19 protein-coding genes are annotated in these 24,736 nt (G+C 49.3%); 13 read left to right on the top strand and 6 right to left on the bottom strand.

Going from position 1 to position 24,736, the window contains the following annotated elements; translation table 11 throughout:
* Positions 1-496: 496 nt before the first annotated feature.
* Positions 497-4,207, bottom strand: a complete 3,711-nt coding sequence (metH, locus tag XMG48_RS08240) for a methionine synthase (RefSeq protein ID WP_371731444.1) — start codon at positions 4,205-4,207, stop codon at positions 497-499.
* Positions 4,208-4,439: 232 nt separating this feature from the next.
* Here metH and panD point away from each other — a divergent pair, with 232 nt between their 5' ends.
* Positions 4,440-4,874, top strand: coding sequence for an aspartate 1-decarboxylase (gene panD / locus XMG48_RS08235; RefSeq protein ID WP_173481584.1), 435 nt, complete (start codon positions 4,440-4,442; stop codon positions 4,872-4,874).
* A gap of 62 nt (positions 4,875-4,936) precedes the next feature.
* On the opposite strand, the gene XMG48_RS08230 is transcribed toward panD, so the two are convergent.
* Genes XMG48_RS08230 through XMG48_RS08220 form a run of 3 tightly spaced genes read right to left on the bottom strand, consistent with a single transcriptional unit; the run spans position 4,937 to position 6,843 of the window.
* Entirely contained in the window at positions 4,937-5,497 is a 561-nt protein-coding gene (locus XMG48_RS08230) for a biotin transporter BioY (RefSeq protein WP_371731443.1), read from the bottom strand.
* 39 nt (positions 5,498-5,536) lie between these two features.
* Complete coding sequence (locus tag XMG48_RS08225; protein WP_173481583.1) at positions 5,537-6,145, bottom strand: energy-coupling factor transporter transmembrane protein EcfT; 609 nt, start codon at positions 6,143-6,145, stop codon at positions 5,537-5,539.
* Positions 6,142-6,843 (bottom strand): energy-coupling factor ABC transporter ATP-binding protein, encoded by a 702-nt coding sequence (locus tag XMG48_RS08220; protein WP_173481582.1) that lies wholly within the window; start codon positions 6,841-6,843, stop codon positions 6,142-6,144. Before XMG48_RS08220 ends, XMG48_RS08225 begins: the two co-directional genes overlap by 4 nt.
* Before the next feature lie 284 nt (positions 6,844-7,127).
* Between XMG48_RS08220 and XMG48_RS08215 the strand changes: the two genes are divergently transcribed.
* Complete coding sequence (locus XMG48_RS08215) at positions 7,128-9,020, top strand: propionyl-CoA synthetase (protein ID WP_173481581.1); 1,893 nt, start codon at positions 7,128-7,130, stop codon at positions 9,018-9,020.
* A gap of 249 nt (positions 9,021-9,269) precedes the next feature.
* Entirely contained in the window at positions 9,270-9,503 is a 234-nt protein-coding gene (locus XMG48_RS08210) for a hypothetical protein (RefSeq protein WP_173481580.1), read from the top strand.
* A 69-nt stretch (positions 9,504-9,572) separates the two neighbouring features.
* Here the strand turns inward: XMG48_RS08210 and gltA are convergent, their stop codons facing one another.
* Positions 9,573-10,853 carry a citrate synthase gene (gene gltA / locus XMG48_RS08205; protein ID WP_173481579.1) on the bottom strand — a complete coding sequence of 427 codons (1,281 nt, stop codon included), beginning with the start codon at positions 10,851-10,853 and terminating at the stop codon, positions 9,573-9,575.
* 455 nt (positions 10,854-11,308) lie between these two features.
* Between gltA and sdhC the strand changes: the two genes are divergently transcribed.
* The 10 genes from sdhC to XMG48_RS08155 all read left to right on the top strand — a co-directional run bounded on the left by sdhC (position 11,309) and on the right by XMG48_RS08155 (position 23,433).
* A complete protein-coding gene (gene sdhC, locus XMG48_RS08200) occupies positions 11,309-11,686 on the top strand; it encodes a succinate dehydrogenase, cytochrome b556 subunit (protein ID WP_173481578.1) in 378 nt (125 codons plus the stop codon).
* On the top strand, positions 11,680-12,027 hold the full coding sequence (gene sdhD, locus XMG48_RS08195) for a succinate dehydrogenase, hydrophobic membrane anchor protein (protein WP_173481577.1): 348 nt from the start codon (positions 11,680-11,682) through the stop codon (positions 12,025-12,027). The genes sdhC and sdhD overlap by 7 nt, the downstream gene beginning before the upstream one ends.
* A gap of 3 nt (positions 12,028-12,030) precedes the next feature.
* Entirely contained in the window at positions 12,031-13,806 is a 1,776-nt protein-coding gene (sdhA, locus tag XMG48_RS08190) for a succinate dehydrogenase flavoprotein subunit (protein WP_173481576.1), read from the top strand.
* A 12-nt stretch (positions 13,807-13,818) separates the two neighbouring features.
* Positions 13,819-14,523, top strand: coding sequence for a succinate dehydrogenase iron-sulfur subunit (locus tag XMG48_RS08185; protein WP_173481575.1), 705 nt, complete (start codon positions 13,819-13,821; stop codon positions 14,521-14,523).
* A 516-nt stretch (positions 14,524-15,039) separates the two neighbouring features.
* Complete coding sequence (locus tag XMG48_RS08180; RefSeq protein ID WP_173481574.1) at positions 15,040-17,871, top strand: 2-oxoglutarate dehydrogenase E1 component; 2,832 nt, start codon at positions 15,040-15,042, stop codon at positions 17,869-17,871.
* 47 nt (positions 17,872-17,918) lie between these two features.
* Positions 17,919-19,133, top strand: coding sequence for a 2-oxoglutarate dehydrogenase complex dihydrolipoyllysine-residue succinyltransferase (odhB, locus tag XMG48_RS08175; protein ID WP_173481573.1), 1,215 nt, complete (start codon positions 17,919-17,921; stop codon positions 19,131-19,133).
* A gap of 52 nt (positions 19,134-19,185) precedes the next feature.
* Positions 19,186-20,625: a dihydrolipoyl dehydrogenase gene (lpdA, locus tag XMG48_RS08170; RefSeq protein ID WP_173481572.1), complete on the top strand. Its 1,440-nt coding sequence runs from the start codon at positions 19,186-19,188 to the stop codon at positions 20,623-20,625.
* 108 nt (positions 20,626-20,733) lie between these two features.
* Positions 20,734-21,900, top strand: a complete 1,167-nt coding sequence (gene sucC, locus XMG48_RS08165; RefSeq protein WP_173481571.1) for an ADP-forming succinate--CoA ligase subunit beta — start codon at positions 20,734-20,736, stop codon at positions 21,898-21,900.
* A 2-nt stretch (positions 21,901-21,902) separates the two neighbouring features.
* Positions 21,903-22,784, top strand: coding sequence for a succinate--CoA ligase subunit alpha (sucD, locus tag XMG48_RS08160; RefSeq protein WP_173481570.1), 882 nt, complete (start codon positions 21,903-21,905; stop codon positions 22,782-22,784).
* A 205-nt stretch (positions 22,785-22,989) separates the two neighbouring features.
* Positions 22,990-23,433, top strand: a complete 444-nt coding sequence (locus tag XMG48_RS08155; protein WP_173481569.1) for a transposase — start codon at positions 22,990-22,992, stop codon at positions 23,431-23,433.
* 295 nt (positions 23,434-23,728) lie between these two features.
* On the opposite strand, the gene XMG48_RS08150 is transcribed toward XMG48_RS08155, so the two are convergent.
* Positions 23,729-24,529, bottom strand: a complete 801-nt coding sequence (locus tag XMG48_RS08150; RefSeq protein WP_173481568.1) for an alpha/beta hydrolase — start codon at positions 24,527-24,529, stop codon at positions 23,729-23,731.
* Between the last annotated feature and the right edge of the window lie 207 nt (positions 24,530-24,736).

The raw sequence follows: 24,736 nt of genomic DNA, 5'->3' as shown, positions 1-24,736 counted from the left end.
ATTTCCTTCGGAATCTGCGGTGATAGTTTCGCAGCGCGCATTATACTGGGGTGTGTAGTTATTTTACAGAGCGGGACTAAGACTTAAGGTGTAGGAGTGCTAGGTCGATTTGGATCAAGTTAAGTCGGGAAAGTTATAAGGTGGTTTGGCGTGGTTTATCCAGAGGTTTTGCTAAGACCGGGTGACTGGCTTTAGCCTGTCATCCGCTGTCTGGTGTTCGCAGAGGTTCTGGAAAACGCTGGTGATGCCGATGACAGGCTAAAGCCAGTCACGGGCACTTTGGTGTAAGTTCATCACAACGTTGAGAGGCCTTAGGTTCGCGGTTTCCCCTTCGGGGGATTCGATCCTACACTCGGGTTTTGTAGCAGATTATCTACAAGGCAGTGTTGTAGGAGCGAATTTGAGCGAAGCGAAAAACCGCGAATAATCATAATGGTGCCGATCAAGGTACGGGTGACAGGCCTTCAGCCTGTCACCGCATTCAAATCACGTGCTTTTACAACGACTCCGGCTCATACCCTAGATTCGGTGCCAACCAGCGCTCAGCTTCTGACAACTCCATCCCTTTACGATGAGCGTAGTCCTCTACCTGGTCTTCGCTGATCTTGGCAACACCAAAGTACTTCGCCTCAGGGTGGCTGAAGTACCATCCGCTGACAGCGGCGGTGGGTAGCATGGCAAAGCTATCAGTCAGCGTCATGCCGACCTGCTGCTCGACATCCAGAAGCTCCCACAGTAACCCTTTTTCGGTGTGGTCAGGGCAGGCTGGGTAGCCAGGTGCTGGGCGAATGCCAACATACTCTTCGCGAATCAACGCTTCGTTATCGAGAGACTCTTCAGAAGCATAGCCCCAATAATCCCTGCGGACATCTGCGTGGAGTTTCTCGGCAAGCGCTTCGGCAAGACGGTCAGCGAGGGCTTTAACCATAATCGACTGGTAGTCGTCATGGTCTTTTTCGAACTCGGCCACCATCTCGTCAACACCAATGCCCGCCGTGACGGCAAAGGCGCCTAGATAGTCCGGTGTACCACTCTCTTTACTCGTAATGTAGTCCGACAGACAGTGGTTGTATCGACCTTCAATCTTTTGCGTCTGCTGACGTAAGTGGTGAACCGTCGTTAATAGCTCAGTCCGACTCTCGTCCTTGTAGAGTTCGATGTCATCACCGACGCGGTTAGCTGGGAATAGCCCAACGACAGCGCGTGCCTCTAACAGTTTTTCCGAAACAATCTTATTTAGCATCGATTTGGCATCTTCAAACAGTTTAGTTGCCTGTTCGCCAACAATCTCATCGGTCAGGATGCGAGGGTATTTGCCGGCCAGCTCCCAAGATTGGAAGAAGGGTGTCCAGTCAATGAACTCAAGCAGTGATTCCAGTGGAATATTATTGAGGGTGTGGATGCCAGGTTTGTTGGGTACTGGCGGTAGGTAGCCTTCCCAGTTTACCGGTTCTGCATTTGCACGAGCCGCATCGATGTTGACGCGACGCTGCTCATTTTGACGGGCCAGGTGACGCTCACGAACCGCCTGGTACTCTTCACGAGTGTCGGCAATGAACTGCTCTTTACGCTCTTTCGAGAGTAGGGCAGAGGCAACACCGACCGAACGTGATGCGTTGGTTACGTGCACCACTTGGTTGTTCTGGTAGCTAGGTTCAATCTTAACTGCAGTGTGTGCTTTTGACGTGGTTGCGCCACCGATCAACAGCGGTATGTCAAAGCCTTGGCGCTGCATCTCTTTAGCAACATGCACCATCTCATCCAGTGACGGTGTGATCAGTCCAGACAGACCTATAATATCGGCGTTCTCTTCGCGGGCTGTTTTCAGAATGGTCTCTGCAGGGACCATGACACCGAGGTCGATGATCTCAAAGTTGTTACACTGCAGTACCACCCCAACGATATTCTTACCGATGTCGTGCACGTCACCTTTTACGGTCGCCATGATCACTTTGCCGGCTGAACTCGACTCGCTGCCATCTTTCTCCGCCTCAATGTAAGGCATCAGATAGGCAACCGCTTTCTTCATAACGCGGGCCGATTTCACCACCTGAGGCAGGAACATCTTACCGGCGCCAAACAGATCACCTACAACGCCCATACCATCCATTAATGGACCTTCGATGACGTGCAGTGGACGATCGTACAGGTGACGACACTCTTCGGTATCTTCATCGATGTAATCGGCAATGCCTTTGACTAGGGCGTGCGATAGGCGCTCTTGGACAGGCAGTTCACGCCATGCCAAATCAGCCCCGTTCGCTTGAGTGGCCGCATCACCTCGATACTGTTCAGCGTGCTCGAGCATTCGCTCGGTACCGTCTTCGCGACGGTTAAGTACGATATCTTCAACATGCTCACGCAGCGCTTCAGGTAGGTCGTCATAGATCGCCAACTGACCCGCATTGACGATACCCATGTCCATGCCCTGTTTGATGGCGTGGTAGAGGAATACACAGTGGATCGCTTCGCGGACCTTGTCGTTACCACGGAACGAGAACGAGACGTTGGAGACACCGCCCGAGATCATAGCGTGCGGTAGGTTCTTTTTGATCCAACCAGTCGCCTCAATAAAGTCGACTGCGTAGTTGTCGTGCTCTTCGATGCCGGTAGCAATGGCAAAGATGTTCGGATCAAAAATGATATCTTCTGGTGGGAAACCTACGGTATCGACCAGCACGCGATAAGAGCGCTCACAGATCTCAATCTTGCGCTCATAGGTGTCGGCTTGACCCACTTCATCAAAGGCCATCACGACCACCGCAGCACCGTAGCGACGAATCAGCTTGGCTTGAGCTATGAACTTCTCTTCACCCTCTTTGAGTGAGATGGAGTTAACAACGCCTTTACCTTGTATGCGTTTTAGACCCTCTTCGATGATCTCCCATTTAGAGGAGTCGAGCATGATCGGCACACGTGAGATATCTGGCTCGGATGCAATCAGATTGAGGAAGCGAATCATGGCCGCTTCGGCATCCAGCATCCCCTCATCCATATTGATGTCGATGATCTGTGCACCGTTATCTACCTGCTGACGAGCGACCTCTAGTGCTGTCTCGTAGTCACCCTCTTTAATGAGTCGGCGGAAACGAGCAGAGCCGGTGACGTTGGTCCGTTCACCGACGTTAACGAACAGAGTCTCAGCTCCAATGTTTAGAGGCTCTAGGCCGGCTAGGCGACACTCTATCGGTAGATCTGGAATCTGACGTGGCGCTTTAGAGATGATCCCTTCGCGAATGACGCGTATATGATCTGGGGTTGTGCCACAACAGCCACCCACCACATTGACGAAGCCAGAGTCGACCCATTCGGCAATTTCGCTCAGCATCTCTTCAGGAGATTCGTCATATTCACCAAAGGCGTTGGGTAGACCCGCGTTAGGGTGAACAGAGACATAGGTATCCGCTATACGAGAGAGCTCCTCAACGTACTGGCGTAACTCTTTAGGGCCTAGCGCACAGTTCAAACCGATGGTGAGTGGTTTAGCGTGACGAAGAGAGTTCCAGAACGCCTCGGTCGTTTGGCCAGAGAGCGTGCGGCCTGAAGCGTCAGTGATGGTGCCACTGATCATCAATGGGAGTCTTAGATTGTGATCGTCAAAGTACTGCTCACAGGCAAAAACGGCCGCTTTAGCGTTCAAGGTATCGAAGATGGTTTCGATCAGAATCAGGTCTGCACCACCGGTGATCAAACCATCAAGCGACTCGGTGTACGCTTCAACCAGTTGATCAAAGGTGATGTTACGAAAACCGGGATCGTTTACATCGGGTGAAATGGTAGCGGTGCGGTTGGTCGGGCCAAGTACACCTGCAACAAAACGAGGGCGGTCTGGTGTCTCGGCCGTCATGCGATCCGCAGCACGACGTGCCACTTTAGCCGCTTCGACATTGATCTCGTGGTTGATCGATTCCATCTCATAGTCGGCCATCGCGATGGTGGTCGCGTTGAATGAGTTGGTTTCAATAATGTCGGCGCCCGCTTTGAGGTACTCGTAGTGAATATCTTCGATGATCTTGGGTTGCGTTAACACCAATAGATCATTGTTACCTTTGACGTCACAGTGCCAATCTGCAAAGCGCTCACCACGGTAGTCGGCTTCTTCTAGCTTGTACCCCTGGATCATCGTACCCATGCCACCATCCAGAATAAGGATGCGCTCTTTGAGTAGCTGTTTTAGTAGTTGATCTGTTGCAGAATAGTCACGCACGCTGTCACGCCTTTTATCTAAACGAATTTTGAGGCGCATATTCTATAACAAGTTGATTGGAATGGTTTTGATTGCATTTCATCTTTGACTGAAATCAGCTCATGTTTAACCTGAATTGACGTTGAATATTGTTAGAACGATTACGCAGGTGCAAAATTTAGATGATAAGAGTAAAATCGCGACCTCGTTCGACTCAGGGATAGAATCCCCAACCAATTCATGGGTTATAGATATGCTACAAACTTTCTTAAAAGCGAAGCTGCACCGCGTGACAGCCACTCATGCTGAACTGCACTACGAAGGCTCTTGCGCCATTGATCAGGACCTTTTAGATGCTTCAGGTATTCATGAGTATGAGAAAATTGAGATCTATAACATCAACAACGGCGAACGTTTTTCGACCTACGTTATCAGTGCAGAGCGTGGCAGCGGTGTAATCTCTGTGAACGGTGCTGCGGCTCATAAAGCGAACAAGGGCGACCTACTTATTATTGCCGCTTACGTCCAGCTAGATAGTTCAGAGCTGGATGGCTTCCAACCAACGCTCTGTTACTTTGAAGGCGCTAAGTTTGATGAGGTAGACGGAGTCTCCGATGAAGAGATCCGCGCTCGTAACAAGTTGACCGGTGTGAAAAAAGCGATTCCTGTTCAGCCTGCTTCAATGTAAGTCGTTTCTAGAAGTAAAAAAAACCCGCCAAGTAGCGGGTTTTTTTGTGTTCAATGTTGGTGTTACTTGTTGGCGTAAGTGCCCGGAAGCGCTCGAGCGACTGCACCTGTTACGACCGCTGCAAGAACGACCTTCACTGCGTCACCTGGAATGTAGACCCACATGATCATCAGTGACTCAAGCCATGTACGTCCAGTGACCAGTTTGAATCCAGCAATACCAAATAGGTACATCACGACAATACCGCCCACCAGAGCACCAATGCCGGCTGCAATGGTGAGGGAGAATTTACCTGAGAGTGAGCGTGTCAGAAGACCCGCTGTGAACGCAGCAAATGGGAAGGCGAACAGGAAACCAGCAGTAGGGCCTGCAAAGACGCCAAGACCGCCACGACCACCGGCCAAGAGGTTAGCACCCAGAGCCACGACGACTAGGAACAGAATCATCGATAGAGCACCGTTACGTGCGCCCAAGATCGTGCCCGCTAGCATAACGCCCAGCGATTGAGCTGAGATGGGAACACCCGTCGCAAATGGGATCGGTGGGATAAAGCCCAGTGCTGCTAGCAGCGCCGCGAAGATTGCAATTTGAACAATCTGTTTGTCTTTCGTTATTTCACTCACAGTGACTCCTTTTGAGTTGCTTGAAGCCGAAATGGCTCTCTAGTTTTTAATTTTTGGTATGCCGCCACGAGCAGCGACCGCTTCAGCCACCTGATCAGACATTCTTAGTGCCTGTACCACTAATGGGGCTATAATTTGCCAATAACGACGTTGTCCACCACGTGCTCGCCATGCCGCTAACAGGGCATGCATAAACGAGACCAACACAGGAACAAAGCGTATCAGTAAAGAGAGTGCAAACGCGATTCGTTGGGTCTCAACACCCAGCCATCGAAGTGGCGTTAGCAAAAATTGAAAAACCGCGTTCATCTCATCCATGCGCGTAGTCATGCTGATGGCATTGGCCAGTAGGATTAGTACCAACATGCGACCCAGTAGTATCCAAGCCTCGGCAAGCCCCATGGTCCAATACTGCAAGGCAAAGATTGCCAGCATCATCCAGAATAGCGGTTTCAAAAGTTTCAGTTGCGCCATGCCAGATCTACCCAAGCTGGCGTAGATCCCCAGCGTAACAGCAACGGCTAATGAGATGATTCCTACCTCTTTTACGGGATAGAGCAGAACCGTGGTGATGGCTAAACATAAAAGCTTAAACCCGGCCGGCAGACGGTGCAGCCAGGATATTTGTGCAAGGTATAGGCTCATCATGACTCTGCAGTCTCAACAGCATGTCGCTTATAGTCATTGATCACCTCTTCAATGGAGCCATCTTTTACGACTCCTTGATCACCTATCCATACCAGTCGATCAAACCCGTCAAAACCATCTAGCTCGTGACTGATCATAATGACCTGCTGGGACAGACTGCTGATCACTTTCTGAAGCTGATATCGAGTGGGTAGATCAAGTGCAGAGAAGGGTTCATCGAAGACAATGACTTTAGGCTTCAATAGAAGCACCGAGAAAATACAGATCAACTGCTTTTGCCCTTCAGACAGGCTGTGGACCGGAAGATCTTTCCAATCCAGTCGATCATGCTCTTTTAATAGTGCGAGTGCTTCGGCTTCTGACTCTGACTTATCTTTGCCCTGGTTTTGCAGACCAAAGATCAACTCTTCAAGTACGGTAGGGAAGATCAGTTGGTGATCTGGATTTTGAAATACAAAGCCGACTTCAGTCGACATGGCGGCAGGCCCTTTCGATGGGTCTTTACCGTTGATGCTGATGGTGCCGCTGTCGGCGGTAAGTAAACCGTTAAGCAGGCGAATCAGGCTGCTTTTGCCGCTGCCATTAAACCCGATAATACCAATGCGTGACTCATTAAGTGACAGCGAAAGATCATCGAAGATAGTACGTCCTTCTCTTGTCAGAGTGACGTGGCTTAGCTCTATGGATGGGGTGTGCATTGGCAAAAGGTATGTAACTTTTCAAAATGTGGACGCAGAGTAGCCTATGCTTTCGAACAAATCCAACCCAAATCGGGCTGTAGTAGAACTACATGCTGGCGATAAAAGCACCTTAAATCTACTTATCTGGTTATAAGGATGGATAGGATTGTCGACAATATCGCCATAAGTCGTAAATAAATCCGCAATCTTTTCCGGTAAAGTGTCGACAATCTTATTTTAGAAAAGTGCTCATATCGAGCGTCTAAAAATAATCACATCTCGTCAGTTAATGAGGAATGAGTATGTCTTACCTAAGCGAATACACGAAGTCGATCGAACAACCAGAAGCGTTTTGGGCTGAGAAAGCGGCTGATCTGCCATGGTTCAAAGCACCACAAACGATTCTTTCGAAAGATGAGAACGGTATCGATCGTTGGTTTGCTGATGGTGAGATGAACACCTCTTATATGGCTGTTGACTATCATGTCGAACAGGGTCGCGGTGATCAAGCGGCTCTACTCTATGATTCACCAGTAACCAACACTAAACGCACTGTGACTTACTCTGAACTGAAAGATCAGGTGTCACGCTTTGCAGGCGTTTTGAAATCTAAAGGGGTCGAGAAGGGCGATCGTGTCGTTATCTACATGCCAATGATCCCTGAAGCAGTGGTTGCCATGCTGGCGGTAGCACGCTTGGGTGCTATCCATTCAGTTGTGTTTGGTGGCTTTGCACCTAACGAGCTAGCTGTACGTATCGATGATGCACAACCTAAGGCGATTGTGACAGCCTCTTGCGGTGTAGAAGTCGCTAAAGTGCTTCCTTACAAGCCGATGGTAGATGAAGGGATTAACCTGTCTGAGCATAAGCCTGAGTCTGTTATTGTCTTCCAGCGTGAAGAGGTGACGGCCGAGCTAACGGCTCCACGTGATTGCGACTGGGCTGAAGAGATGGCTAACGCGACACCAGCAGAGCCAGTGGCGGTCAAAGGTACTGATCCTCTATATATTCTGTACACATCAGGTACTACGGGTAAGCCTAAGGGTGTTGTTCGTGATAATGGTGGTCATGCGACCGCACTGAACTACTCAATGAAAGCGATCTACAACGTGAAAGCGGGTGATGTTTACTGGGCCGCTTCGGATGTAGGTTGGGTTGTTGGTCACTCTTATATTGTTTACGGACCACTTCTGGCTGGCTGTAGTACGATTGTTTATGAAGGTAAGCCGGTTCGTACACCGGACGCTGGCGCTTTCTGGCGTGTCTGTGAAGAGTACAAAGCTAAGATTCTATTTGCTGCACCGACCGCTTTTCGTGCGATTAAGAAGGAAGACCCCGAAGCTCAGGAAGTGGGTAAATACGACCTGTCTGAACTGCAAACTATCTTCATGGCGGGTGAGCGTCTCGATCCACCAACCTATGATTGGACCGTTGAGAAAACCGGTAAACCCGTTATTGATCACTGGTGGCAGACGGAGACCGGTTGGGCGATCTGTGGCAACTTGATGGGTGTCGAGCCGATGCCACCAAAAGCCGGATCAGCAACGCTGCCAAGCCCAGGCTTTAATGTGCAGATTGTTGACGAAGCGGGTAATGAATTACCAGCAGGTCAGCAGGGATCTATCGCTATCAAACTGCCACTACCACCAAGCTGTTTGCCAACCGTTTGGGGTGATTTCGATCGCTTCAAGTCGGGTTACCTGTCAGATGTCGAAGGTTTCTACACCTCGGGCGACGGTGGCTATAAAGATGAAGATGGCTATGTCTTCATCATGGGTCGTACCGATGATGTGATTAACGTTGCCGGTCACCGTCTATCGACGGGTGAGATGGAAGAGATCGTAGCTGCGCACCCAGCCGTTGCAGAGTGTGCCGTAATCGGTATTTCTGAGCAGCTAAAAGGTCAGGAGCCTGTTGGTCTTGTCATTCTGAAAGACGGAGCTGATATCTCAGATGAGCAACTTTCAGCGGAATTGGTTGCTAACATTCGTAAAGAGATTGGCCCAATCGCCTGTTACAAGCGCACGGCAGTGGTTAAACGTCTGCCTAAAACTCGTTCAGGCAAAATCCTACGTAAGCTACTGCGTCAGATCGCTGATGGCCAAGAGTACACAGTACCATCAACCATCGATGATCCAGCCAGCTTGCCAGAGATCGAAGGCATCATGCGTGAGAATGGAATGATTGCTGGGTAATTGAATTTACCTTGTGAATGAAAAGCGAGCCTCAGGCTCGCTTTTTTGTTTATTGAGCGCAGGTGAATAGTTGGAGCGATCTTGAAAAGGTCGCGATGATGGATCGCCTCATCTTCGATAAGGCTCCTACAGTTCTTCTACCTTTTGTTGAACTAAACTCACCTATTCTGTGAAAAAGCCTCTCTTGCTGACCAATACCTTGGTCGAATATATTAGCGCCAACTTAATTAAACAGTGGAGGATGACCTCATGTCACAGATCCTTGATCAAAAAACACTTCTAGAACTTCTAGACAGCAACGACCTAAGCGAGTCAGAAAAGATCGCTCTGGTTGAGTGGAATGCAAAACAGATTCGTCGCTCTGAATTGGCAGCGCTTGTTGTTCAGGCTCAGAAAAAAGCGTCTAAAGTAGCTGCGCAGGTTGTTAATCATCGTGCTATCCAGCAGGTGTTCAGCTCACCGTTGATGCGTACACAGCACTAATAACTGTCTTGTGCTAGACAATAAAAAACCCCGCTACAGCGGGGTTTTTTTATGGGGCGCTATTAGCGATTAAGCGCGTGGGTGCTTGCGCTTAGGCGCACCAGTATAAAGCTGGCGTGGACGACCGATCTTGTTCGGGCTTGAGTGGAACTCGTTCCAGTGTGAGATCCAGCCGATCGTTCGTGACAGAGCGAAAATAACGGTAAACATAGAGGTAGGGATACCGATAGCTTTCAGGATGATGCCTGAGTAGAAGTCAACGTTAGGGTAGAGTTTACGGCTAACGAAGTATTCATCTTCTAGCGCGATGCGCTCAAGCTCTTTAGCGATGTCTAGCATTGGATCATCCGTGATGCCCAGTTCAGCCAATACTTCATCACAGGTCTGTTTCATAACGCGTGAGCGTGGGTCAAAGTTGCGGTATACGCGGTGACCGAAGCCCATTAGACGGAATGGATCGTTTGGATCTTTTGCTTTCTCGATGAACGCAGGGATGTTCTCAACAGAACCGATCTCAGCAAGCATCTTCAATACAGCTTCATTTGCTCCACCGTGAGCCGGACCCCAAAGTGCTGCGATACCCGCTGCAATACAGGCAAATGGGTTAGCACCTGATGAACCAGCAAGGCGAACAGTTGAGGTAGACGCGTTCTGTTCGTGGTCTGCGTGAAGTGTGAAGATCTTATCCATCGCGCGTGAAAGCACTGGATTGATTTTGTAATCTTCACAAGGTGTCGCAAACATCATGCGTAGGAAGTTATCAGCGTAGCCAAGATCATTACGTGGGTAGATGAATGGCTGACCGATTGAGAATTTGTAACACATCGCCGCTAGCGTAGGCATTTTAGCGATGAGACGGTATGCACAGACTTCGCGGTGGTGAGGATCATTAATGTCCAGTGAGTCGTGGTAGAAAGCGGATAGCGCACCTACGACACCACACATGATCGCCATAGGGTGAGCGTCACGGCGGAAACCGTTGTAGAAAGAGCGAAGCTGCTCATGAACCATAGTGTGTTGGTTCACAGTGTAGTCAAATTTAGCTTTCTGCTCTGGAGTAGGGAGTTCACCATTTAGAAGGAGGTAACACACTTCTAGGTAGTCTGAGTGCTCGGCCAGTTCTTCGATTGGGTAACCGCGGTGAAGAAGAACACCATTAGCGCCGTCAATGTATGTGATTTTTGATTCACAAGAGGCTGTTGATACAAAACCTGGGTCGTAAGTAAACAGGCCTTCACCTGTTAGTGGGCGAACGTCAACAACATCTGGACCTTCTGTGCCGTGATAAACCGGCAGTTCGATCTCTTTATCTACACCGTCTACTACGAGACGAGCTTTCTTATCAGCCATGGTTGGCTCCTATCTATTTCCGTTACTGCTTAATATGGGTATTTAAGCATCTTAGAGCTCTTCTGAGGTTGGCTCAGAACTCTTTAAGGCCTGATCACTATAGTGAGCCCAAAGTGATTGTCAATCGTCAATTGTTGCAGTGCAAAAGCTATAAAGTAAGGACAAAAAGCTATAAGTCGAATTTATGCGCTCTGGCGTATGAATCGCGTCGGAACTGTACATGGCCCTATTAAACCATTGGCTAATAGGGCCTTAGATTGATTGTCAAAAGCCTATCAATTGTTATAATCAGCCTCCGAAAATTGCGCGCTGCAATATGTGAATATTCATATGAATATTTGTCATAAACGTGCAGTTTTAATCGTCGTCCTGAGTAGTTGACTCTGTCACTACCGAATCAGGTACTTACTAGTAAACGAGGCCCCGGAGAGGGCACATAAGTGTGAACTAGAGCCGTGAACAAAAAACGACCTGTAAATCTCGATTTGAGAACCATTAAGCAGCCTCTACCGGCTGTGACTTCAATTCTGCACCGTGTCACTGGTCTGATTCTATTTGTCGGTACCATTTTCATGATGTACGCACTGAGCCTTTCTCTTGAGTCTCAAGAGGGTTTTGATGCAGCAGCTGCACTTCTAACAGAATCATTCATTGCCAAGTTCATCGCTTGGGGTCTGTTGTCTGCACTTCTGTACCACTTCTTCGCAGGTATCAAGCACCTTGTTATGGATGCGGGTTACTGTGAAGAGATTGAATCTGGCAATGCGGCTGCGAAAGCAACGCTTGCGATTTCAGCTATCTCCATTGTGCTAGCAGGAGTTTGGGTATGGTAACTTCGGTAACAAGCTTTGGCCGTAGCGGCCTTTACGATTGGATGATGCAGCGCGTAACTGCGGTTGTCCTTGCAGCTTACACGATCTTCATGATCGGCTACATGCTGCTTAACCCTGAACTAGATTACAACCAGTGGTCAGCACTGTTTGAAGGTACTGCAATGCGTATCTTCACACTGTTAACGCTGCTTTCATTGGTTGCGCATGCTTGGATCGGTATGTGGTCAATTTCTACCGACTACATTAAACCAACTGGCATTCGTTTCGTATTCCAATCTGCCTGTGGCCTGCTCGCGTTCGTTTACGTGGTGTGGGGTATTCAGATTCTTTGGGGGGTTTAATAGATGTCTAAGCTACGTACGCTTACATTTGATGCAATTGTTGTCGGCGGTGGCGGTGCAGGTATGCGCGCAGCCCTTCAACTTGCACAGTCAGGTCTAAACACTGCGTGTGTTACGAAAGTATTCCCAACACGTTCACACACAGTATCTGCACAGGGTGGTATTACTTGTGCGATCGCGAGTGCGGATCCAAACGATGATTGGCGCTGGCACATGTACGATACCGTTAAGGGTTCTGACTACATCGGTGACCAAGACGCGATCGAATACATGTGTTCTGTAGGTCCACGTGCGGTATTCGAACTTGACCACATGGGTCTTCCTTTCTCTCGTACAGAGACAGGTCGTATCTATCAGCGCCCATTCGGTGGTCAATCTAAGAACTTCGGTGAAGGTGGTCAGGCTGCTCGTACTTGTGCTGCGGCAGACCGTACTGGTCACGCGCTGCTTCACACGCTTTACCAAGCGAACATGAAGTCAGGTACTACTTTCCTAAATGAGTGGTTTGCAGTCGATCTCGTTAAAAATGCAGACGGCGCCGTTGTCGGTTGTATTGCGATCTGTATCGAAACAGGTGAAACCGTTTACATTAAAGCGAAAGCGACTGTATTGGCTACTGGCGGTGCAGGTCGTATCTACGCATCAACTACAAACGCATTGATCAACACTGGCGACGGCATGGGTATGGCACTTCGTGCTGGCATTGCTGCGCAAGACATGGAAATGTGGCAGTTCCACCCAACCGGTATCGCTGGTGCGGGTACGCTTGTAACTGAAGGTTGTCGTGGTGAAGGTGGCTATCTTGTAAACAAAGATGGCGAGCGCTTCATGGAGCGTTACGCTCCTAACGCGAAGGACCTTGCCGGTCGTGACGTTGTTGCGCGTTCAATGATCCTAGAGATCCTTGAAGGTCGTGGCTGTGGTCCAGACGGCGATCACGTCTACTTGAAGCTTGATCACCTAGGTGAAGAGGTTCTTCACTCACGTCTGCCTGGTATCTGTGAGCTTTCAATGACATTCGCAGCGGCTGATCCTGTGAAAGAGCCAATTCCAGTAGTGCCAACCTGTCACTACATGATGGGTGGTGTGACCACTAACATCGGTGGTCAGGTGATTAACCCGGATCCTGAGTCAGGTGAAGATAAGATCGTTGAAGGTCTATTCGCTTGTGGTGAGGTTGCTTGTGTATCAGTACACGGTGCTAACCGTCTAGGTGGCAACTCACTGCTTGACTTGGTTGTCTTCGGTCGTGCTGCAGGTCTTCAGATCGAACAGCAGATGCGCGAAGGTTACGAAGTTAAAGATGCTACTGAAGAAGAGATCGAGGCAGCAATGGCTCGTCTTAACCGTCTAAATAACTCGACTGGCGGTGAGAAAGTAGCGGATATCCGTAAAGATCTTCAGCAGTGCATGCAGCTTTACTTCGGTGTATTCCGTGACGGCGATGCGATGCAGGAAGGTTTGACTAAGCTTAAGGCAATCCGTGAGCGTGTAGCGAACGTATACCTCGAAGATAAGACTGGGTCATTCAACACTGCACGTCTTGAAGCGCTTGAGCTTGAGAACCTAATGGAAGTAGCTGAGGCAACTGCCATTGCTGCATACGAGCGTAAAGAGTCTCGTGGTGCACATGCTCGTAACGACTTTACTGAGCGTGATGATGAAAACTGGTTGTGTCACTCAGTTTACTACCCACAAACGAAAACGCTGGGCAAACGTGCCGTGAACTTCGCTCCGAAGACCATGGAAGCGTTCCCACCTAAAGTTCGTACATATTAAGGAGTCGTTACGATGCTAGTAAGTGTTTATCGTTACAACCCTGAGATTGATGATGCTCCCTACATGCAGGATATCCAGATCGATATCCCTGGTGGCAAGGACATCATGGTGTTGGATCTTCTACACCTTCTCAAAGAGAAAGATACATCAATGACATTCCGTCGTTCTTGTCGTGAGGGCGTTTGTGGCTCTGACGGTTTGAACATGAACGGTAAGAACGGTCTTGCGTGTATTACCCCTCTTTCTGAAGTGGTTAAGAACGACAAGCTGGTTCTTCGTCCACTTCCAGGTCTTCCGGTTATCCGTGACTTGGTTGTAGATATGGGTCAGTTCTACAAGCAGTATGAGAAGATCAAACCATTCTTGATCAACGATACTCCAGCTCCAGCGATCGAGCGCCTGCAGACTCCTGAAGAGCGTGCAGAGCTAGATGGTCTTTACGAGTGTATCCTCTGTGCTTGTTGTTCAACCTCTTGTCCGTCGTTCTGGTGGAACCCAGATAAGTTTGTCGGCCCATCAGGTCTTCTACAGGCTTACCGTTTCCTAGCGGACAGCCGTGATACAGCAACGAACGAGCGTCTTGCAGAGCTTGATGATCCATTCAGCGTATTCCGCTGCCACGGCATCATGAACTGTGTGAACGTATGTCCTAAAGGTCTTAACCCAACCAAAGCGATTGGTAAGATCCGTAACATGCTGATATCACGCGCAACCTAAGATTAGGTTGAAGCTCAAAAAAAACCCGCCTTGGCGGGTTTTTTGTTTTCTGGAAATCGCTGTAAGGGTGGATGACAGGCTGAAGCCAGTCACCGTCACTCCGTAGCGAAAATAATACATTGGTGACTGGCTTCAGCCTGTCACCCGCTCTCCAATTACACTCCAATCTACTGGCGCAACACTCTAAAGCAAGAGATGTTGTCCCATTACGACTAAAGTGCAAAAAAACGTTTAAAAAGCTCTTACTTAATAGCCTAAAAGAACTAAAAACGGCTGTTAAAAGCCCGTAGAATTAACTTATTCCAAAACGCGATAAAACATTGATTACTTTAGTATTAAATCGCTAAAACTGCGGTGTTCAGGGTTGAATAAAAGGCGTAAACTACGCGAGTTTTATTTGGTTGCAACACCGAATATTGCGCTGAAAAATGGAAATTAGAAGCAGAAGGGCGATGGATGAAGAGGCTTCACAAGAGCTTCGGAGGTCCCGTACCCCACAACGAGGGTAAACATATAATGCAAGACGGTCTGATGGAGCAGCTGTGGAAGAATGCTCATCTATACGGCGGCAACCTCTCTTACGTAGAACAGCTATACGAAACGTACCTTTTAGATCCAAACTCAGTTCCCCCAGAGTGGCGTGAAGAGTTTGATAAACTCCCTAAAGTCGGTGAAAACATTACTCCTGATGTTCCTCTTGCACCGATTCGTGAACATTTCCAATACATTGCTAAGAATCAAAAACGTGCACAGCCTGCAGCGGTATCGTCTGTTAGCTCTGAACACGAGCGTAAGCAAGTTCGCGCGCTGGCCCTTTTTGATGCTTACCGCATGCGTGGACACCAGATCGCTAAGATCGACCCACTGAATCTGCTAGAGCGTGCAGAAGTGGCCGACCTTAATCTGCGCTACCACGAACTTTCAGAAGCTGATTTTGATACGACTTTCCAGCTCGGTAGTCTGCAGTTTGGACGCGAAGAAGCGACCCTGCGTGAGATTCTTCAGGATCTACAAGAGACTTACTGCAGCTCAGTCGGCTCTGAGTACATGCACATCGTTAACACTGAAGAGCGTCTATGGCTTCAGTCACGCATAGAACCCACTCGTGCACACCCAACGGTTGAGCCAGAGAAGAAACTCATGGTCCTAGAGCGCCTAACGGCAGCGGAAGGCCTTGAGAAGTATCTTGGCTCCCGCTTTGCTGGTGCTAAGCGCTTCGGCCTTGAAGGTGGTGAGTCTCTAATCGTCTCTTTGAACACTCTTATTCAGCGTGCTGGTAAGCAGGGTGCTAAAGAGGTCGTGATTGGCATGGCACACCGTGGCCGTCTTAACACGCTGGTAAACATCTTTGGTAAAAAACCTGCTGACCTGTTTGGTGAGTTTGAAGGTAAGAAACTGGTTGATTCATCAGGTGACGTTAAGTATCACCAAGGCTTCTCATCTAACGTCAATACTGACGGTGGTGAAGTGCACATTGCGATGGCCTTCAACCCCTCTCACCTTGAGATCGTAGCACCGGTTGTCGAAGGTTCAGTTCGTGCACGCCAGGATCGTCGTGAAGATCCAGTTGGTAACACGGTTGTCCCTGTCAACATCCACGGTGATGCGGCCTTTGCCGGTCAAGGCGTTGTTATGGAGACATTCCAGATGTCTCAGACACGTGCTTACAAGACGGGTGGTACCATTCACATCGTGATCAACAACCAAGTTGGCTTTACGACCTCTAAGCAAGAAGACGCTCGCTCTACAGATTACTGTACCGACGTCGCTAAGATGATCGAAGCGCCAATCTTCCACGTTAATGGAGACGATCCAGAAGCGGTTCGTTTCGTGACGCAGTTGGCGGTTGATTACCGTAACGAGTTTAAGAAAGACGTTGTTATCGATCTGGTTTGTTACCGCCGTCGCGGTCACAACGAGGCCGATGAGCCAAGCGGCACTCAGCCATTGATGTACGACGTCATCAAAAAGCAGAAGACTACGCGCGATCTCTATGCGACTAAGCTGATCGAAGAGGGTGTGATCACTGCTGAACAGAGCAAAGAGATGGAAAAAGCTTACCGTGCGGCGCTAGAAAATGGCGAACACGTTGCTCACTCTCTTGTGCTTGAACCAAACACTAAGATGTTTGTCGATTGGGCGCCTTACCTTGGTCACCAATGGTCGTTTGAGTGTGATACTCGTGTCGACATCAAAGTGCTTCAAGAGCTTGCGGCGAACATTGCTGAAACCCCTGAGCACTTCAGCGTGCAGCGTCAGGTTTCTAAGATCTATGACGACCGTAAGCGTATGGCAGCCGGTGCAATGGCCGCTAACTGGGGCTTTGCAGAGACATTGGCCTACGCGTCAATTCTTGCAGAGGGTCACCCAGTCCGTTTGACGGGTCAGGATGTCGGTCGTGGTACCTTCTCACACCGTCACGCGGTTCTGCATGATCAGAAAGATGCGACGACTTACGTACCCCTTCAGAACATGGATAAGGATCAACCAAAATTCACGATCCACGATTCATACCTGTCTGAAGAGGCGGTATTGGCATTCGAATACGGTTACGCAACCACAACGCCAAACTCGTTGGTGATCTGGGAAGCGCAGTTCGGTGATTTCGCCAACGGTGCTCAGGTTGTGATCGATCAATTCATCACATCAGGCGAAGCGAAATGGCAGCGTCTATGTGGTCTGACTATGCTGTTGCCACACGGCTTCGAAGGTCAAGGTCCAGAGCACTCATCTGCTCGTTTGGAACGCTACCTACAGCTCTGTGCTGAGCACAACATTCAGGTTGTCGTCCCTACAACTCCATCGCAGATCTTCCACCTATTGCGTCGTCAGGTAGTTCGCCCACTTCGCAAACCTTTGGTGGTCATGACGCCGAAATCTCTGCTTCGTCACAAGCAGGCGATCTCTACTCTAGAAGAGCTAGCGGATGGCACCTTCCAACCGGTTATTGGTGAAGTGGATCAGCTTGATAAGTCGAAAGTGAATCGTGTTGTGATGTGTAGCGGTAAGGTTTACTACGACCTATACAACCGTCGCGAAGAGCTAGAGAAGCAGAATGTTGCGATCGTTCGTATTGAGCAACTCTACCCATTCCCAGAGGCGGATCTGGTAGATGAGTTGAGCCAATACCCTAATCTTGAATCGGTTGTTTGGTGTCAGGAAGAGCCAATGAACCAGGGCGCTTGGTACTGCAGTCAGCACCACATGCGCAACGCTCTACGTAAAGTGAAGCCAGAGATTCACCTAGACGGTGTGGGTCGTCCACACGCTGCAGCGCCTGCAGTAGGTTACATCTCTGTTCACGTTGAGCAGCAAGAGAAATTGGTTAACGACGCCCTAAACGGTTAATAAAGAATTCGTTCGTACGACGAGCAGAAGGCAAGAAAGGAAAAATCATGTCAATCGAAATTAAAGCACCTACGTTTCCAGAATCAGTAGCAGACGGAACTGTTGCAACTTGGCACAAGCAGCCAGGTGAAGCGGTTTCTGCCGATGAACTTATTGTCGACATCGAAACCGATAAAGTGGTTCTTGAAGTTGTCGCTCCAGCCGACGGTGTGATCACTGAAGTCCTAAAAGGCGAAGGTGAAACGGTTCTTAGCGAAGAGATTCTTGCTAAGTTTGAAGCGGGTGCAGCCGGTGCAGCAGCTCCAGCAGCAGAAGCAGCGACTGAAGCGGCTCCAGCAGGTGACGCTGAGAAGGTAGGCCCAGCCGCTCGTAAACTGATTGATGAGAACGGTCTTGATGCTAGCCAGATCCCTGGCACGGGTAAAAACGGTGGCATCACTAAAGAAGACGTAATGAACTTCATGGCGAACAAGCCGGCTTCTGCTCCTGCTGCAGCAGCACCTGCAGCCGCTCCTGCTGCAGCCCAGCCAGCTGTATCGGTAAATGTTCCAGCAGGTGAGCGTGTTGAGAAACGCGTCCCAATGACTCGTCTACGTGCAACCATCGCTAAGCGTCTAGTTGAAGCGCAACAGAATGCTGCGATGCTAACAACGTACAACGAAGTGAACATGAAGCCTGTCATGGAGCTTCGTAAACAGTACAAAGATCTGTTTGAGAAGACTCACAACGGTACACGTCTAGGCTTTATGTCCTTCTTTGTTAAAGCGGCGACTGAAGCACTAAAACGCTTCCCAGCGGTTAACGCATCGATCGACGGTAACGACATGGTCTACCACGGTTACCAAGATATTGGTGTCGCTGTATCGACTGACCGAGGCCTAATGGTGCCAGTATTGCGCGATACGGATGCGATGAGCCTTGCAGAAGTAGAGGGCACTATTGCAGACTTCGGTAAGCGTGGTCGTGAAGGTAAGCTTGGCATGGAAGATATGCAGGGCGGTACATTCACAATCACTAACGGCGGTGTGTTCGGCTCATTGATGTCGACACCAATCCTTAACCCACCACAGACAGCTATCTTGGGTATGCACAAGATCCAAGAGCGTCCAATGGCGGTGAATGGTCAGGTTGAAATCCTACCAATGATGTACCTAGCACTCTCTTACGACCACCGTATGATCGATGGTAAAGAGGCGGTACAGTTCCTTGTAACAATTAAGGACCTGCTGGAAGATCCAGCGCGCATGCTCCTAGACGTTTAATGCGAATCGCATTCTAGGAATCTTTAAAAAGTTACTGAGATAGGAAAGAGTAATGTCTGATAAGTTTGACGTAATTGTAATCGGTGCTGGCCCTGGCGGTTACGTAGCAGCGATTCGTGCAGCACAGCTTGGTTTGAAAACAGCTTGTGTTGAGAAGTGGATTGATGAGAAGGGCGGTACTGTACTAGGTGGTACCTGTCTTAACGTAGGTTGTATCCCATCGAAAGCGATGCTTGAGACAACCCACAAACTTCACGAAGCACAACACGGCTTCGCGGCTCAGGGTATCGTTGCTGAAAACGTATCGATCGACCCTAAAGCGATGGTTGCTCGTAAGAATGGCATCGTTAAAAACCTTACTGGCGGTATCGCTGGGCTGTTCAAAGCCAACGGTGTCACTACCCTTGCGGGTACCGGTAAACTGCTAGCGGGTAAGCAGGTTGAAGTGACTGCGGCTGATGGCTCAGTATCAACATACCAAGCTGACAACGTGATCCTTGCATCAGGTTCAGTACCCGTAGAGATCCCACCAGCACCTCTTACAGAGGGTCTAATTCTAGACAACGCAGGTGCACTTGATATCGATGAGACACCAGAGCACCTAGGTATCATCGGTGCTGGTGTTATCGGTCTAGAGATGGGTTCTATCTGGGCTCGTTGTGGCTCTAAAGTGACCGTGCTAGAAGCGATGGATGACTTCCTAGCCCTAGCGGACCAAGACTTAGCGAAAGAGGCTAAAAAGCTTCTGACTAAACAGGGTCTAGACATCAAACTGGGTGCGCGTTGTACTGGCACTGAGATCGTTGATGGTAAAGCGGTAAAAGTTATATACACTGATTCTGAAGGCGATAAAGAGCTTGTTGTTGATAAGCTAATTGTTGCTGTCGGTCGTCGTCCACAAACCAACGGTCTTCTAGCTGAAGATTCAGGTGTCTCTCTGGATGAGCGCGGCTTCATTTTCGTTGACGAGAACTGTCGTACCGGTGCACCAGGCGTTTACGCCATTGGTGACTCAGTACGTGGCCCGATGCTTGCACACAAAGCATCCGAAGAGGGCATCATGGTTGCAGACATCATTGCGGGTCACAAAGCTGCAATGAACTACGACTGCATCCCTAACATCATCTACACTTTCCCTGAGTTGGCTTGGGTCGGTAAGACCGAACAGCAGCTTAAGGCGGAAGGTATCAAATACAAGAGTGGCAAATTCCCATTCGCAGCGTCTGGCCGTGCCATGGCAGCGAATGCGACAGAGGGCTTCGTTAAGATGCTCGCTGATGAAGCTACCGACCGTATTCTTGGTGTACACATCGTTGGTGGTATCGCCTCTGAGCTGATCGCTCAGGGTGTTATCGCAATGGAATTTGCATCAAGCGCGGAAGATCTGCAGTTGACCGTATTTGCTCACCCAACCGTGAGTGAAGCGATCCACGAAGCAGCTCTAGCTGTGGATAATCACGCTATCCACATTGCGAATCGCAAAAAGCGTTAATCGCAGAACAGGGAGCGCTTCAGGCCAAAAGCTTGAAGCGCTTTTGTTCAGATCGATGGCACGGGTAACCCCGTGTTCGTTTAACCGACCTAAATAACGGACTATAGAATGAATCTTCACGAGTATCAGGGCAAGCAGCTGTTTGCACAGTACGGTCTGCCAGTGTCACAAGGCATTGCAGTCGATACACCGGAAGCAGCCGCAGAAGCAGCCAAACAAATTGGCGGTGATAAGTGGGTTGTTAAAGCACAGGTACACGCAGGTGGCCGCGGTAAAGCGGGCGGCGTTAAACTAGTAGACTCTCCAGAAGAAGCAGCAGCTTTCGCAAAAGATAAGCTAGGTACTAATCTGGTAACTTACCAAACTGACGCGAACGGTCAGCCAGTCTCTAAAATTCTTGTTGAGACCTGCACAGACATCGCAAACGAACTATACCTAGGTGCGGTTGTTGACCGTTCATCACGTCGCATTGTCTTCATGGCATCGACTGAAGGTGGTGTAGAGATCGAGAAAGTCGCTCACGAAACACCTGAGAAGATTCTTAAAGCAACCATCGATCCTTTGACTGGCGCACAGCCATACCAGGGTCGTGAGCTAGCATTCAAGTTGGGTCTTGAAGGCGTACAGATCAAACAGTTCGTCGCGATCTTCATGGGTCTTGCGAAGATGTTTGAAGAGAAAGATCTAGCCCTTCTAGAGATCAACCCACTGGTGATCACTGACGAAGGCAACCTACACTGTCTAGATGCGAAAGTCGTTATCGATGGCAACTCGGTTTACCGTCACAAAGATATCCAAGCAATGGAAGATCCATCACAGGAAGACGAGCGTGAAGCTCGCGCGGCTGAGTGGGATCTTAACTACGTAGCACTAACTGGCAACATCGGTTGTATGGTTAACGGTGCAGGCCTTGCAATGGGTACTATGGACATCGTCTCTCTACACGGCGGTTTCCCAGCTAACTTCCTTGACGTAGGTGGCGGCGCGACGAAAGAGCGTGTTACTGAAGCGTTCAAGATCATCCTAGAAGACAGCAAAGTTAAAGCGGTATTGGTTAACATCTTCGGTGGTATCGTACGTTGTGACCTAATCGCAGAAGGCATCATCGGTGCTGTTAAAGAAGTGGGCGTAGAAGTTCCAGTGGTTGTTCGCCTTGAAGGTAACAACGCAGACCTCGGCTCTAAACTGCTATCTGAATCTGGTTTAGATATCATCGCGGCTACCAGCTTGACTGACGCTGCACAGCAAGCAGTTAAAGCAGCAGGAGGCAACTAATCATGTCAGTACTAATTAACAAAGACACCAAAGTAATCTGTCAGGGTTTCACGGGTGGTCAGGGTACTTTCCACTCTGAGCAAGCGATCGCCTACGGCACTAAAATGGTTGGCGGTGTGACTCCAGGTAAGGGTGGCACAACTCACCTAGGTCTTCCGGTATTCAACACCGTTGCTGAAGCAGTAGAGCAGACTGGCGCAGAAGCATCAGTAATCTACGTACCAGCGGCGTTCTGTAAAGATTCGATCCTTGAAGCGGCTAACGCAGGCATCAAGCTAATCGTATGCATCACAGAGCACATCCCAGTCATGGACATGCTTCAATGTAAAGTGAAATGTGATGAGCTAGGTGTACGTCTAATCGGTCCTAACTGTCCAGGTGTTATCACACCGGGCGAATGTAAGATCGGTATCATGCCAGGTCACATCCACCTACCAGGTAAAGTTGGTATCGTTTCACGCTCTGGTACGCTAACGTACGAAGCGGTTAAACAGACAACTGACGCAGGCTTCGGTCAGTCTACTTGTGTTGGTATCGGTGGTGACCCAATCCCTGGTTCTAACTTCATCGATATCCTAGAGATGTTTCAGAACGATCCACAGACTGAAGCGATTGTTATGATCGGTGAGATCGGTGGTTCAGCAGAAGAAGAAGCGGCTGCTTACATCAAAGCAAACGTAACTAAACCTGTTGTATCGTACATCGCGGGTGTAACAGCGCCTCCAGGCAAACGCATGGGCCACGCTGGTGCCATCATCTCTGGCGGTAAAGGCACTGCAGACGAGAAGTTCGCAGCACTAGAAGACGCAGGCGTTAAGACTGTACGTTCACTAGCAGATATCGGCGTAGCCCTATCTGAAGTGACTGGCTGGGCAATGAAGTAATTCGTTTCTCGCGTTAAAGAAAAGCGACCCTTGGGTCGCTTTTGTGTTTTCTGGAAGACGGGGATAGGGCGGATGACAGGCTGAAGGCCAGTCACCGCGACTCTGTAGTTAATTAAGTATTCCGGTGACTGGCTTCAGCCTGTCATCCGCTGTCAATGTAAACTCCCAACCATGATCTATACTCCAAAGAAAAAGGAGTTTAACCATGGCAAGGAAGCCAAGATTATGTCCAGCAGGTGTGCCCCAGCACATTATTCACCGCGGCCACAACCGACAATACATCTTTAAAGCCAGTGCCGACTTTGAAATGTACCTCAGTAAACTTGAGTATTGGTCAGAGGTATACGAAGTTCAACTGCATGCTTGGGTACTGATGAGCAACCACATTCACTTTTTATTAACGCCTAGTTCTGATGATGGCATTTCAGAGATGATGAAACGTATCGCAGGAAGTTACGGTCGTTACTTCAATAAGCGTTATGGATTGACTGGAACGATCTGGGAAGGGCGATTTAGGAATATTCCTGTTACAAACCAGAGCCACCTAGAGCAGATCAAAGCATATATCGAACAAAATCCAGTGCGGGCTGGGATTTGTGGAATGCCTTCGGAGTATCGGTGGTCTAGCGGGAACTCTGGAAAACGCTGATGGGGCTGATGACAGGCTGAAGGACAGTCACCGCGACTCCGTAGCCTGTGCAGCGCACCGGTGACAGGCCTTCAGCCTGTCATCCGCTTTGCTGTTACGGGAAAGTTTCTGGAAAGCGCTGCCTAGCAGTTTAGCTCCATTCACTGGAAGTCGACTGATAAAGCCGATGACAGTCTAAAGACAGTCACGGCGGCTGCGTAGTTGGTTCAGCGCTCCGGTGGCAGTAATTTGCTCCTGCAATGACTCCATACAGGCCATCCATGGCCTTAACTGGCTTCAGCCTGTCATCCACTCTTTACTCCCGCTCCAATACCCAGCGAATTGCCCGATCAACATCCTCCGATCGAAACCGCGTATGTTCTCGATCCTCAAACCCCATAAACAGCTTCGGCTCTTCAGCAGCTTCAAAAAGCGTTACACCTTGCTCGTAGGGAATGGTGTCATCATCGGCGGAGTGCATAATTACTACTGGCTCATCGACATTTTGAATCTTATCAATCGAATCAAATCGGTGTTTAAGCAGTAAGTTAACCGGTAACCAGGGGTAGTCATCAGCCGCCATCTGCGCAATAGAGGTATAGGGCGCGGCCAGAATCACCCCTTTAAAATCGCGTTCAGTGGCTAATTGAACCGCCACGCCAGTTCCCAATGACTCGCCGTAGATGATCAGGTCTGATGAATTTAGATTGTGCTCTTTGGCTAACCAATCAAACACCGCACGTGCGTCGTCATAAAAGCTAACCTCGCTTGGTGTACCTCTGCTTTGCCCAAACCCGCTCCAGCTGAAGATTAATAGTCCCCGTTCATTCTCTGACAAGATATTGATCAGTCGCCCACGCGTGCTCAGGTTGCGAGCATTGCCGTGCAGATAGACAAGCGTATCTTGCCCAGGTTTAGCTGGTTTATACCAAGTCTGAAGGCGGTTGCCATGCGGGGTATTAATAAAGAGCTCGCTAGCACCTGGGAATATCGTCTCAACCGACTCTGTTTCGTAGGTCGGTTTAAAAATCAAAGAGTCTTGCGCAAAGTACATGTACCCGCAAGCGGATAGGTAGGTGAGAGTTAGCAGGACTGCAGTGCGTTTAAATAATTTCATTATTTAGTCTATCCATAGATGACAGGCTGAAGCCAGTCACCGCGACTAGGCCACTCTCTGGAAGTCGACTAGTAGAGCCGATGACAGTCTAAAGACAGTCACGGTAGCTCCGTAGTTGGTTCCGTACACTTGATTATGATAGAGCGGATGACAGGCTGAAGCCGGTCACTGCCGCTCCGATGATGGTCGAGTACTCTGGTGACAGTA

Source organism: Marinobacterium sp. xm-g-48 (assembly GCF_013282925.1).
GTDB lineage: Bacteria > Pseudomonadota > Gammaproteobacteria > Pseudomonadales > Balneatricaceae > Marinobacterium_E.
This window is presented reverse-complemented; position numbering and strand designations above follow the sequence as displayed.